Raw genomic sequence first — 13,138 nt, forward strand, 5'->3', positions numbered from 1 at the left:
AGCGTCTCTCGTTAGCGGGAGGCGAATCATACAGCGTCTAAAACCGCTGTCAACCACCTCTTTCAACCGCTTCCGATCAACCTGACCAGAGCCACCAACAGGACTCAACCACCACCCTGCCAGCCCGGCGCATTCTACTCGAATCCGCCATCCGTGCAACCCTTTATTTTCGCTAACTTCTTGATTTACAAGAGGTTTCGCTAAAGGCCTGCGCCGGAGAAGGTGCGCATTATAGGCACTCAGCAACTCGCGTCAACCGTTGTTTCGGCCTTTATTTGCCGCCTGCTTGCCACGCCATACCGCGCTGGTTCTGACCAGGCGTCGTTCAACAGACGGCACACGTGCAGCAAGCAGAACCGCTGCGACTGTTGCGTAGAGGCTCCACTGGCCTGCATCGGACCTCACGACCCAAAGCATATGAAGCAATACGACTAGCAGCGTCGGATAGACGATGCGATGCAGCTTCTTCCAGCGCTTACCGAGTTTGCGCATGCTCCAGCGCGTCGAGGTCATTGCGAGCGTTAACAGGCCGACCAGCGCGATAGCACCCAAAGCGACATAAGGACGCTCAACCAGCTCAGCAGCAAACTCGCTGAATTCCAAACCCAACAGGAAATATAGATATGCAGCTAAATGAAGCACGGCGTAACCGAATGCCCACAGACCGATCTGCCGTCGAAACGCGATCCAGCCAGACCATCCTGTTAGGGTTCGTAAAGGCGTCATCGCCAGTGAGGCTAGAAGAAGGACCAACGCGCCCTGCCCGAGATTATCAACCAACACTTTGCCGGGATCCGGACCCAACGCAGCGGTCGCGGCGAGATAGAGCCAATAGCACGGCACGCTGGCAACGGAGCAAAAAAGCAGCAACCTCAACCAGGGATAGCGCATTAATAGTTCTTTCTCAAATCCATCCCTGCATATAAGTGCGCGACGTCTTCCTCGTACCCATTGAACATCTGAGTCTCGCGTACATTCGGGCTAAACAGGCTCCCTGGCAAACGTCGCTCACGAGCTTGAGACCAGCGAGGGTGGGAAACGTTGGGATTGACGTTAGCGTAGAAACCATATTCTTGAGGAGCCATTGATTCCCACGTAGTCGCAGGTTGCTCACGAACGAAACTGATCCGAACGATAGACTTGATGCTTTTGAATCCATACTTCCAGGGCACTACAAGACGCAATGGCGCGCCATTCTGATTTGGCAACACGCGTCCATACATCCCAATAGCGATCAAGCTTAGCGGATGCATGGCCTCGTCCATTCTCAAACCTTCGACATAGGGCCAATCAATGAGAGAAAAGCCCGTACGCATGCCAGGCATCTGTTCGGGGCGCGCCAAAGTTTCAAAGCGGACATATTTAGCGTCGGAAGTGGGCTCCAACCGACTGATCAAGTCAGCCAGAGAAACGCCGAGCCAAGGTATAACCATCGACCAGGCTTCGACGCAACGCAGGCGGTAGATTCGCTCTTCAAGCGCGGCGTCTGAAACAAGGTCTTCGATCGAATACTTCCCTGGCTTCGCCACTTCTCCATCGACAGTCACAACCCAAGGCTCAGTAACAAGCTGTGACGCATGCCGCGCCGGATCGCCTTTATCCGGCCCGAACTCGTAGAAATTGTTGTAATGCGTAGCGTCAGGATAAGGGGTGATGGCTTCGTTTTTAACCGTGACCGCACCCCAATTGGCTTGACGTAGCTTTTCGTCAAACCACACGGGAGCATTAGCCGGCTCCACGCCTGCGTAGCGAGGGTCGGCTTGAGCGATAGCAGGCAGCCCAGCGGCCGCAGCGGAGAACGCTGCTCCTTGCATGAACCGACGACGGTTCAGATAGAGCGCTTCCGGGGTTACCTCTGATTCGAGACAATCACTGCGACGCGGCGTTCTGATAAGCATGATGTGCTCCGCTGTCTGAGGCTGTATGAACAACCACTAGACAGCGGATCATTTCAAAAATCAACTTTCGGCGCGTTTGCGGCGACGCATCAGAAACTGTACCGGTCCAGAAACGGCGTAGGCGAGGAAGATCAGAAGCAGAATACGCGGCGGATCACTGAAAACCACGGCAAACACCAGGACTACGATCAGTATCGCCACAAAGGGCACCCGCCCTTTCAGATCGAGATCCTTGAAGCTGTAGTATTTGATGTTACTGACCATCAGCAGCCCCGCAGCAGCAACCAGCAGTGCAAACAACATGATCACCGCCAATGGCAGATCGAGACCGCGGACCCCTGGCTCATCAAGCGCCCAGACCGCCCAGACAGAGCCAGCCACAACCCCTGCAGCCGCAGGGCTCGCCAAGCCAATGAACCACTTTTTATCAACCTTGCCTATTTGGGTGTTGAAGCGCGCAAGCCGCAAGGCTGCGCAGGCCACGTAAATGAAGGCGACAGTCAACCCGACATTCCCGAGACTGGAGAGTGCCCATTGGTAGGCGAGTACGGCCGGAGCTAGACCGAAAGCGACCATATCAGATAGCGAATCATACTCCGCACCGAATGCGCTCTGGGTGTTGGTAAGACGCGCGACTCGGCCGTCCAGGCTATCCAGCACCATCGCGACAAAGACGGTGGCAGCAGCCACATAGAAGTTGCCGTTGATTGCCGTGATGATGCAGAAAAAACCGGCAAACAGATTGGCCGTCGTGAACAAGTTGGGGAGCAGATAGATACCACGATGGCGAACCTTACGACCATCGGCGTCCTGGCTCTCTTCGATGTGCTCGTCAATTGGCAGAAGACTTTCCGGTTCGGTGGGTTTGTTCGGCTCTTCGGGATGCTCACTCATGCAAATTCACCTTACAGCAGGTTTGAATAATTTCGACAGGCCCTGGCACAGCGGGTTCACCCCTCAGCCAAGCATCGGTTTATACCAGAGACACGCGCCATAACGAAAAAACGCGGCCTAGGCCGCGTTCTTTCAAGCAAAACCAGGTATCAGTTCTTGCTCTTGTCGACGATCTTGTTCGCTGCGATCCACGGCATCATGGAGCGCAGCTTCTCACCGACCACTTCGATGCCATGCGCAGCGTTGTTACGGCGATAGGCTGTCATCGACGGGTAGTTTGCAGCGCCTTCGGTGATAAACATCTTGGCGTACTCGCCGTCCTGAATACGCTTCAGCGCATTGCGCATCGCGGCGCGGGATTCGGCGTTGATGACTTCCGGGCCGGTCACATACTCGCCGTACTCCGCGTTGTTGGAGATGGAGTAGTTCATGTTGGCGATACCGCCTTCGAACATGAGGTCGACGATCAGCTTCAGCTCATGCAAACACTCGAAATAAGCCATTTCCGGCGCATAACCGGCTTCGACCAGTGTTTCGAAACCGGCCTTGACCAACTCGACGCAACCACCACACAGAACTGCCTGCTCACCGAACAGATCGGTTTCGGTCTCGTCCTTGAAGGTGGTTTCGATGATGCCGGTACGGCCGCCACCGACGCCCGATGCGTACGAAAGAGCGACGTTCGTGGCGTTACCGGAAGCGTCCTGGTAGATCGCGATCAGATCAGGAATACCACCGCCCTTGACGAACTCGGAGCGAACGGTATGGCCCGGCGCCTTTGGTGCAATCATGATCACGTCGAGGTCGGCACGCGGTACAACCTGATTGTAGTGAATGGAGAAGCCGTGCGCGAAAGCCAGCGTAGCGCCCTTCTTCAGGTTCGGCTCGATCTCGTCGCGGTACAGGCGGCCCTGGAATTCGTCGGGCGTCAGAATCATAACGACATCCGCAGCGGCAACAGCGGCGGCTACGTTATCCACTTTCAGGCCGTGGGCTTCGGCTTTGGCTACCGACGGGGAGCCGGCACGCAGGCCAACGGTTACATCTACACCGGAATCTTTAAGGTTGCATGCATGAGCATGGCCCTGGGAGCCGTAGCCGATAACGGCGACTTTCTTGCCCTGGATAATGGAAAGGTCGCAATCTTTATCGTAAAAAACTTTCATGGAATCACCCCTGTTGCTGGCCGGTTGGGCCATTCGATAAGTCGTATTAGATGCTCAGCACTTTGTCGCCGCGAGATATACCCGTAACACCGCTGCGCACCACTTCCAGAATCGATGTCGTACCGATGGCCTGGATGAAACTGTCCAGCTTGTCGGTCGTACCGGCCAGCTGGATGGTATAGACGTTGGAGGTCACGTCGACGATCTGCCCACGGAAGATGTCGGTCGTACGCTTGACTTCGGCACGCTGCGCTCCGGTTGCCTTCACTTTGATCAACATGAGCTCGCGCTCGATGTGAGCACTCTCGGATAGGTCGACCAGTTTGACGACCTCGACCAACTTGTTGAGGTTCTTGGTGATCTGCTCGATCACTTCCTCGTGGCCCGCCGTCGTCAGCGTTAGCCGGGACAGCGTTGGGTCTTCGGTTGGTGCTACGGTCAGGCTTTCGATGTTGTAGTTGCGCTGCGAGAACAGTCCGACCACGCGAGACAATGCACCTGGTTCGTTTTCCATCAGCAGAGAAATGATGTGTCTCATGATCAGGTCCGCTCCGTCTTGCTGAGCCACATATCGCGCATGGCGCCGTCTTTGATCTGCATCGGATAGACGTGCTCGCTGGTGTCGACCGCAATGTCCAAGAAGACCAAACGGTCTTTCAGGGCAAAGGCCTCTTCCATTTTTGGCTTTAGATCCTTCAGCTCAGTGATGCGCATCCCAACATGCCCATACGCTTCGACCAGCTTAACGAAGTCAGGCAGCGACTCCATGTAGGAGTGCGAGTAGCGGCTGTTGTACTGCATGTCCTGCCATTGGCGAACCATGCCCAACGCACCGTTGTTGAGATTGATGATCTTCACCGGGAGGTCGTACTGCAGGCAGGTCGACAGCTCCTGAATGTTCATCTGAATGCTGCCTTCACCCGTTACACAGGCGACGTCGGCTTCAGGGAAGTTCAGTTTTGCGCCCATCGCAGCTGGAAATCCGAAGCCCATGGTCCCAAGGCCACCGGAGTTCAGCCAGCGGTTCGGCTTGTCGAACTTGTAGTACTGGCAGGCAAACATCTGGTGCTGACCCACGTCCGAAGCCACGTAAGCGTCGCCCTTGGTTACTTCACACAGAGTTTCGATAACCGCCTGAGGCTTGATGATGGTGCCGTCGCCCTTATCGTAGGGAAACAGGCCACGGCTGCCCCGCCATTCCTCGATCTGCTTCCACCAACTGGCGACGGTCTCGGCGTTTGGTGTCTGACCGATCTCCTTGACGATAGCGACCATCTCGGTGAGCACGCTATCGACCGGGCCGACGATCGGGATGTCCGCTTTGATGGTCTTGGAGATGGAAGCCGGATCAATGTCGATGTGAATAATTTTGGCGTTCGGGCAGAACTTGGTCGCGCCATTGATCACGCGATCGTCGAAGCGCGCACCCACGGCCAGGATGACATCGGAATGGTGCATCGCCAGATTTGCCGTGTAGCTACCGTGCATACCCAGCATACCGACGAACTGACGATCGCTGCCTGGATAGCAGCCCAACCCCATGAGCGTGTTCGTGACCGGAAGATTGAGCATCTTGGCCAGCTCAGTGAGCTGCGAAGATGCGCCACCCATGATCACGCCGCCACCGGCATAGATGATCGGTCGCTTGGCCGTCAGCAGGAGCTCGGCCGCCTTGCGAATCTGCCCGGAATGCCCACGAACGGCCGGGCTGTATGAACGCAGCTTGGCTTTTTTCGGATAGACGTATTCGAACTTTTCGGCCGGGTTGGTCATGTCCTTAGGGATGTCGACAACGACAGGACCGGGACGGCCGGACTGAGCCAGGTAGAACGCTTTCTTCATCACATCGGGAATTTCCGAAGGATGCTTGATCATGAAACTGTGCTTAACGATGGGGCGGGAAATACCGATCATGTCGGTTTCCTGGAAGGCATCGGTGCCAACCATATTGCTGGCAACCTGCCCTGATATAACCACCATCGGGATCGAGTCCATATAGGCAGTTGCAATGCCGGTGATGGCATTGGTCGCGCCTGGACCAGAGGTAACCAGTACTACACCGGCCTTACCAGTGGCACGCGCATAGCCATCGGCCATGTGAGTGGCAGCCTGCTCATGACGAACAAGGATATGCGTGACTTCCTTTTCCTTGAACAGCGCATCATAGATGTGCAGCAAGGCGCCGCCGGGATAACCGTAGATGTACTTAACGCCTTCGTCGCGCAAGAAGCGGACGACCATTTCAGCGCCGGATAAAAGTTCCACGTTGTTCACCTCTAGAACGCCAGATAGCCGCTCCGCGTCGGACCGGCCAGAATTAGGTTTACTGCCAAGCAGTGCGTGAGCGACGGTGGTCGCCGACTACGTCAGCTACTGTCAAAGCGAGTATTAGGGAAGCCCCAAAGTGTTGCGGGGCGCCCCTCCCAGCGCGAGGTAACGCGTTGCGGGTGTTGCAGGTCGGCGCGGGTATGCACCTCATGATTGAGCGAAGGGCTCGCTTGCGGCGGCCCCTCAGAACAGCAAGCATGGAATTGTTCGGATTAGGCTTGGCCAAGTCAAGTCTGCTGTTGCCCTTCGGCTGTATTCAGCTGTGATCCAGCGCAGAATGAAGCCCTCTGTCTTTTGCGTATAGTACCGGCTTGGTTTTGCATCCACTAAAGGGAAAAGCATGCGTTTGACCATTCTCGCAGGCGGCCTGCTGCTTGCACTGAGCAGCAATATCATGGCCGGCCAGGTTTATAAGTGGGTCGATGCTGAAGGCGTTACACATTTCGGAGCACAGCCACCCCAAGGCCGGCCGGCCGAAACGCTGAATACGGCCATCGCCCCGCCAAAGCCGGCCATGACCGAAAGCGCCGCTTCGCAACAATCAGGCGAGTCCGAACAGCGCGACATTGACCGCAAGGTGAAGCAACAGGTAGCAGAGCAGGAAGCCGAGCGGCAGCAATATTGCACTACCCTGCGCACCAACCTGGCGCAACTGCAGAACAACCCGCGCGTGCGTGTAGAAGAAGAAGGTGGTAATCGACGCCTGAACGAAGAGGAGCGCCAGGCGCGTATTGGCGAAACAAAACAGAAAATCGCCGACAACTGCAACTGAACACAGCAATCAACGTCTGCCTACCTGCGGGCGTTGGTTAGCCCTCGCCGCCACTGATCAACCGATCGAAAGTTTCAAGCGCGTCAAACAACCCGACCACGCGCTGCGGCTGATCTTGATAAACCATTTCGGCCATCGCCAGAATCCCCGACACAGTCGGGAGCGGCTGGCCTTGCTCCAGAATGTGTTTCATGCGGGGCAGAAAAATCCACTGCAACCACTGATCGAACGCCAGTGTATCGACGCAGAACGGCTCCTGACTGGCGAGCGCCTCAGGCGCAGGCGGCGACGACGCCCAAACCCCAAGCACCCGAAGCTCGCGCTCGATCAGTAGCAACTGGTCAGCCAACGCCGGCACCCGATCGTCCATCACATCGAGACCTTGGCCCGCTCGCGCGCCTGAGCAGCGCCAGCAGCATTTCCCTGACGCTCACGTGCCTGGGCAATCAGTTCCCAGAGACTGGCCTGCAGAGCTGGCCGGTCGCTCGCATAACTCAGCCCGCGCCGAGACAGCTGTTCAGCCTGAACGGCATCCCCTTGCGCCAGACGAACCTGAGCCAGACGATAGAGCACCTGAGGTTCGCGCGGGGCGATTCGCTGAGCACGCTCGAGACTGGACGCAGCTCCGTTGAGGTCACCTCCGCCCTGTAGTTGCTGCGCAGTGGTGAGCAGTGCCAGCACCGGCCCATCAAGCTGTTCGTCTGCTGACAAGGTGCCGCTGCTTGACGGGATTCCGCTGGGCATTGGCTGTCGCTGGGCCGGGGCGGGCATCGGCGCGGACTGAGCGGGCGGCGTCCACTGACCTGTCCCGCCTACAGGCGGTTGCGCAGAGTCTCCAGAGAAGGCGCCATCGGGTGCACCGAAGGTTTGCAACGGTTCGGAGCTGTGCTGCGGCACCATGACCATCACGCCCGAGTCCGCAGGCACAGATTGCGCGGTGACCGCAGGTGCATTAGCCCGGCGGTTGGGCTGACGCGCAGAAGCCTCCTCCGATACCGGCGCCCCCGAATCAACGACGGGTATTGCGCCGCGCTTGACCGAGGCGCAACCCGGCAGTAGCACCGCCGCCACCAATACGATCATCCATTGCTTGTTCACAGTTCAAACCTCTTGATAAACCAACCGGCCAGCCGCCAGCTATGGCAACCAGCCACGAACCCAATCCATGACCGACTCAGCCGGGGCCTGCATACCGCAACCCGGCCCCGGCGCCGGCTCGCTGCCGCGGATATAGGGCATCTGTACGGCGCCCGGGCAGTTTTCCAATGTCCCCTCACCGGTTTGTGCATCGACCCAGGCCATGGAGACGTTATCCGGCACGGGCATTTGCAGGGGGAGTGGATCGGCACGACGCATGAAATCAGCCCATACCTGCAACGCACCTGTGGCGCCGGTCAACGAGGTCTTGCCGTTGTCGTCGCGCCCCAACCAGACTACCGCGAGCAAATCCTGACTGAAGCCCGCAAACCAGCTATCACGCGAATCATTGGTAGTACCAGTCTTGCCTGCCAGTGCCAGCGATTTCGGGACCTGATTGTAGACAGAACGCCCAGTCCCTTCGAGCATCGTTCGCTGCATGGCGTATTGCGTCAGGTAGATAGCACCAGGATCGAACCGCTGCTCAATCTTGAACGGATAGCGACTTAGGGGTTCGCCATCGGCCGCGACGACACTGCGAATGGCCCGCAACGGGGTGTTGAAGCCGCCGTTGGCTATCGTCTGGTAAACCCCTGCAACTTCGATCGGGCGCAATCCGCCCGCCCCCAGCAGCATCGAGGGATAGGCCGGCCAGTCGGGCGAAGCGCCCAAGCGCGCCAGCGTTTTGAGCACGTGTGGCACGCCGAGATCCAGGCCAAGCCGCGCGGTCGACAGGTTGTAGGAGTTGGCCAAGGCCTGATAGAGATAGACCGTGCCATGAGCGGTACGCCCGTAATTCTGTGGTTTCCACACCTTGCCGTCGGTTCCCTTGACTGAGAACGGCTCGTCCTCCAGCAGGCTGGTCAGGGTGTATTGGCTGGGCTTCTCCAGCGCAGCGAGATAGATCGCCGGCTTGATCAGCGAGCCAATCGGACGCGATGCGTCCAGCGCCCGATTGAAGCCGGCAAAGCCTGGATGGCGGCTACCCAGCATGGCCTGCAGCTCGCCGGTTTCCGGGTTGGTGACCAGCATCGCGCCTTCAACGCCCTCGGCTGCCTTGCCCAGACGCTTAAGCGTGTCGGTCATGGCCTTTTCAGCCTTGGATTGAATGATCGGATCGAAGCTGGTGAAAACCCTCAGTCCTTCCTCAGTAAGGTCCTCGTCGCGATAGTCCTCTCGCAACTGCCGCTTCACAAGGTCGAGAAATGCCGGATAGGAGCTGTCAGCCAGGCTGCCACGCTGCGTCACGCCAAGCGGCGCTTGCCGCGCCTGGGCAGCTTCCTCCGGGCTGATTACCTGCTGCTCAGCCAACAGATCGATGATCAGATTACGCCGCTCCAAGGCACGTTCAGGATGGCGGCGAGGATTGTAGTAAGTCGGCCCCTTGACCATGCCGACCAACAGGGCCACATGCTGGAGCTTGAGCTCTGCCAGTGGCCTTCCAAAAAAATACTGGCTTGCCAAACCGAAGCCGTGAATGGCGCGACGACCATCCTGACCAAGAAAAACCTCGTTCAGATAGGCTTCGAGGATCTCTGGCTTGTCGTAGTGGAGCTCAAGCAGCACTGCCATCATGGCTTCGGTAGCCTTACGACTCAGGCTGCGCTCGTTGGTGAGATAGAAGTTCTTCACCAGCTGCTGCGTCAGTGTGCTGCCGCCCTGGCGAACCTCCCCAGCAGTAAGGTTCACCCAGACGGCACGCGCAATGGATTTAGGCGACACGCCTAAATGATCGAAGAACTCCCTATCTTCAACAGCAACCAGTGTTTCAACCAGATAGGGCGGTACCTGATCAAGCTTGATCAGAATGCGGTCTTCGTTGTGCGCGGGGTATAACCCGCCCACGACCAGTGGCTCGAGACGTACTACCGGCAGCTCGCCACCGTCCATGTGCGCAAGCCCCGCGACGAAGTCTCCAGAAAACCGCACACGGATCCGCCGAGACTCTTCCGCACCCTCATAGAAGCGGAAACCCCGTGTATGCATTTCGACCGCATTGCTGGCGACCGACACAGTTCCCGGTCCACTCACCGATTTCTCTCGGCGATAGCCCAACGCATCGACCTCGTTGAGAAAGTCATCCTTGTCGAGTTTTTGCCCAACAAACAATTCCAGCGGCCTGGCATAAACCGTCGCAGGGATCGTCCAGCGCTTGCCGGAAAATTTCTCCTGCACCACCGCATCGAGATATACCGCGACGCCAGCCAGCAGTACCAGCGCGACGATGGAGAGTTTGATAATCCAGCCTAGCCAGGGGCGCGAAGCACCGGAACGGCGTTTGGAACGGGAGCGAGACGAGCGTGATTTAGTCATGGCGGCGCATTATACGCACTTTGATTTGCGCCGAAGACGGCCTCTTGGCGGTTTGCACGCTTACCGAGGATGGACATAATGGAGCGTTTTTGACTGTGTGAACTGTCTCCCGAAAGTGCTCACACACCCGTCCAACAAACCTACAAGGAGTGACCGTGAGCCAAGCTCTGATTGCTGCACTGCAGAATCCGGCCCTGTACCCCCACCCGGTCGACGGCTTTAAAGTCATCGAGACCCATATTTCCTGGGTCATCCTTACTGGCGCGCACGCCTACAAGATGAAGAAGCCGGTTGATTTCGGCTTCCTCGACTTCACCGACCTCACGGCACGCAAGCATTATTGCGAGGAAGAGCTGCGCCTGAACCAGCGTATGGCGCCGGATCTGTATCTCCAGGTTCTGCCTGTCACTGGCAGTGTCGAAGAACCGGAAATCGGTGGAAATGGGGAACCCATCGAATACCTGTTGCAAATGCGCGAGTTCCCACAAACGCAGCTGATGGCGGAGGTACAGGCACGGGGTGAGCTGACGGACAATCACATTGATGCCCTCGCCGAGCAAATCGCCGGGTTCCACTTGAGCATTCCGCAGGTGGCTGCGGACCATCCGCTGAACAGCGCCGAAGGGATCGTCGCGCCGATGCGGCAGAACTTCGAGCAGATTCGGCCTTTGCTCACCGAGCAAGCAGACCTGCAGCAACTCGATGCCCTGCTGGACTGGACCGAAACCAGCATCGCCCGTTTGCAGCCATTGCTCGAGCAACGCAGCCAGCAAGGCTTCATTCGTGAATGCCACGGCGATCTGCATTTGGGCAATGCCGCCATCATAAAAGGCAAAGTGGTGCTGTTCGACTGCATCGAATTCAACGAGCCATTTCGCCTGATCGACATCGCATCCGACGCAGCCTTCCTGGCGATGGACCTAGAAGACCGAGGTTTGAAGTGTCAGGCACGGCGCTTTATCAACGGCTGGCTAGAACGCACTGGCGACTACGCCGCGCTGCAACTGCTCAACCTCTATAAAGCTTACCGAGCGCTTGTTAGGGCGAAGGTCAGCCTATTCCGGCTGCACCAGGAAGAGGACGCCGTGCAGCGCCGGATCGTCCTGCGCCAGTATCGTAGTTACGCCAATCTGGCCGAAAGCTACAGCGCTATCCCCTCCCGCTTCCTTGCCATCACTCACGGCGTATCGGCGGTTGGCAAGAGCCAGGTTGCGCTGCGCCTGGTAGAGGCTCTGGGCGCTATCCGTATACGTTCGGATGTCGAACGCAAACGGCTCTACGGTCAGCAACCAGAGGCCCTGGCGTCCGAGGTAAATGCCGGCATCTACAATGCCGAGGCTGGCGATGCCACCTATCAGCGGTTGCACTCGCTAGCCGAGACCGCGCTTAGCGCCGGCTTCTCGGTGGTCATTGATGCGACCTACCTGAAACATCAGTATCGTCAAGCGGCCTGGCAAGTTGCAGAGGCTACCGGCGTGCCCTTTATGATCCTGAGCTGCGAGGCGCCCGACGCCGTCATCGAACAGTGGCTCACCCAGCGCCAGGCCAAGGGCGGCGATCCGTCCGATGCCACGATGGCTGTGATCAACGCTCAACAGTCATCTCGCGAGCCGCTGAGCGAGAGTGAGCAGTTGCTTAACCGGCAGATCAACACACCCGAAGCGGGGAGCCTTGACGCGTTGGTGAGCGCAATTCGGCAGCGCCTGCCGGGCCTCTGACACCCGGGAGGACAACGCTTCCTGTACGGAAAAGCGCCATCCAAGCACCGCTGAAGGCAGAACCCAGCGGTGCTTCTATACTGAACATGTCTGTCAGCGGAAGTCGGCCATGTCTCACTGTGTTCTGCCATTGGTATCGCTGGACCGTTGCCATGGGTGATAGCGTCCAGCTCTTTTCAATTCGTTCTGACGACTACGCACAGTTCCGCCCCACGTATCCGAGCAGCATGTTCAATTGGCTCGCCGAACAGTGCTCGGTGCCCAGCTGCGCACTCGACGTTGCGTCTGGCACTGGCCAGGCTACACGGGGATTGGTGGACCACTTCGACCGAGTTGTGGCGTGCGATGCCAGCCCTGGCCAACTGACCGGCAGTACCGACTGGCGATCTGCGGAGCGATTCGCGGCGCAAGCTGAGCAGTTGCCGCTGCGCGATAGTGTGGCCGACTTGATTGTGGTCGCACAGGCATTGCACTGGTTCGCTACCCCGGCCTTCTTTGACGAAGCGAAGCGAGTGCTGTCAGCAGATGGGCTGTTCTGCGCGTGGTGCTACAGCTTGCTTCGTATCGAACCGCCGCTGGATGCCATGATCGAGCAGCTGCATGGCGAAACCCTGAGCGGCTACTGGCCACCAGGACGCGCCAGCGTCGATGCGGGCTATCGAGATATCCAAGCACCATTCACAACCTTCCAACCTCCAGAATTTGCCCTCGAAGCCCACTGGAACCTGCCGCAGCTGCTTGGCTACCTGCGCACTTGGTCGGCAGTGAAGCAGTGGCAGCAGATCCATGGCCAAGATCCGGTGACTTCACTCGAATCTGAGTTCAAGCGTCTATGGGGGAATCCGGAACACCAGCGCCGGGTTCGCTGGCCGCTTCATTTCCTCGCCGGCTACCCAGGCCGATAGGAGCAAT

General features: G+C 57.9%; 12 protein-coding genes. 3 read left to right on the forward strand and 9 right to left on the reverse strand.

The annotated features are described in order from the left end of the window. Positions 1–252 precede the first annotated feature (252 nt). The 6 genes from msrQ to ACQKEK_RS05090 form a co-directional block, all read right to left on the reverse strand. Positions 253–891 carry a protein-methionine-sulfoxide reductase heme-binding subunit MsrQ gene (gene msrQ / locus ACQKEK_RS05065; RefSeq protein WP_499141383.1) on the reverse strand — a complete coding sequence of 213 codons (639 nt, stop codon included), beginning with the start codon at positions 889–891 and terminating at the stop codon, positions 253–255. Continuing rightward, positions 891–1,898: a protein-methionine-sulfoxide reductase catalytic subunit MsrP gene (msrP, locus tag ACQKEK_RS05070; protein ID WP_499141385.1), complete on the reverse strand. Its 1,008-nt coding sequence runs from the start codon at positions 1,896–1,898 to the stop codon at positions 891–893. The genes msrQ and msrP overlap by 1 nt, the downstream gene beginning before the upstream one ends. A 60-nt stretch (positions 1,899–1,958) precedes the next feature. Next, positions 1,959–2,792 carry a CDP-diacylglycerol--serine O-phosphatidyltransferase gene (pssA, locus tag ACQKEK_RS05075; protein ID WP_499167556.1) on the reverse strand — a complete coding sequence of 278 codons (834 nt, stop codon included), beginning with the start codon at positions 2,790–2,792 and terminating at the stop codon, positions 1,959–1,961. 149 nt (positions 2,793–2,941) lie between these two features. Then, positions 2,942–3,958: a ketol-acid reductoisomerase gene (ilvC, locus tag ACQKEK_RS05080; RefSeq protein WP_045424915.1), complete on the reverse strand. Its 1,017-nt coding sequence runs from the start codon at positions 3,956–3,958 to the stop codon at positions 2,942–2,944. Positions 3,959–4,004: 46 nt separating this feature from the next. After that, the gene (gene ilvN / locus ACQKEK_RS05085) at positions 4,005–4,496 is read right to left on the reverse strand and encodes an acetolactate synthase small subunit (RefSeq protein ID WP_045424913.1); all 492 of its coding nucleotides are present in this window, start codon (positions 4,494–4,496) and stop codon (positions 4,005–4,007) included. A 2-nt stretch (positions 4,497–4,498) separates the two neighbouring features. Continuing rightward, on the reverse strand, positions 4,499–6,223 hold the full coding sequence (locus tag ACQKEK_RS05090; protein WP_128119979.1) for an acetolactate synthase 3 large subunit: 1,725 nt from the start codon (positions 6,221–6,223) through the stop codon (positions 4,499–4,501). Positions 6,224–6,626: 403 nt separating this feature from the next. Between ACQKEK_RS05090 and ACQKEK_RS05095 the strand changes: the two genes are divergently transcribed. Next, the gene (locus tag ACQKEK_RS05095; protein WP_128119980.1) at positions 6,627–7,058 is read left to right on the forward strand and encodes a DUF4124 domain-containing protein; all 432 of its coding nucleotides are present in this window, start codon (positions 6,627–6,629) and stop codon (positions 7,056–7,058) included. 37 nt (positions 7,059–7,095) lie between these two features. Here ACQKEK_RS05095 and ACQKEK_RS05100 read toward each other — a convergent pair whose 3' ends face one another. From ACQKEK_RS05100 to mrcB, 3 genes are read right to left on the reverse strand one after another with little or no spacing between them, the layout of a single operon-like run. Further along, positions 7,096–7,428 (reverse strand): YqcC family protein, encoded by a 333-nt coding sequence (locus ACQKEK_RS05100; RefSeq protein WP_499141390.1) that lies wholly within the window; start codon positions 7,426–7,428, stop codon positions 7,096–7,098. Next, positions 7,428–8,141, reverse strand: a complete 714-nt coding sequence (locus tag ACQKEK_RS05105) for a tetratricopeptide repeat protein (protein ID WP_128120168.1) — start codon at positions 8,139–8,141, stop codon at positions 7,428–7,430. The genes ACQKEK_RS05100 and ACQKEK_RS05105 overlap by 1 nt, the downstream gene beginning before the upstream one ends. Before the next feature lie 54 nt (positions 8,142–8,195). Then, a complete protein-coding gene (gene mrcB, locus ACQKEK_RS05110; protein WP_128119982.1) occupies positions 8,196–10,508 on the reverse strand; it encodes a penicillin-binding protein 1B in 2,313 nt (770 codons plus the stop codon). 155 nt (positions 10,509–10,663) lie between these two features. Here mrcB and ACQKEK_RS05115 point away from each other — a divergent pair, with 155 nt between their 5' ends. Continuing rightward, a complete protein-coding gene (locus ACQKEK_RS05115) occupies positions 10,664–12,226 on the forward strand; it encodes a bifunctional aminoglycoside phosphotransferase/ATP-binding protein (protein ID WP_128119983.1) in 1,563 nt (520 codons plus the stop codon). A 152-nt stretch (positions 12,227–12,378) separates the two neighbouring features. Continuing rightward, positions 12,379–13,131, forward strand: coding sequence for a class I SAM-dependent methyltransferase (locus tag ACQKEK_RS05120; RefSeq protein ID WP_128119984.1), 753 nt, complete (start codon positions 12,379–12,381; stop codon positions 13,129–13,131). Positions 13,132–13,138: the final 7 nt, after the last annotated feature.

The sequence above is a fragment of the Pseudomonas sp. NPDC077408 genome, assembly GCF_050269105.1.
In the GTDB taxonomy this organism is placed as follows: domain Bacteria; phylum Pseudomonadota; class Gammaproteobacteria; order Pseudomonadales; family Pseudomonadaceae; genus Stutzerimonas.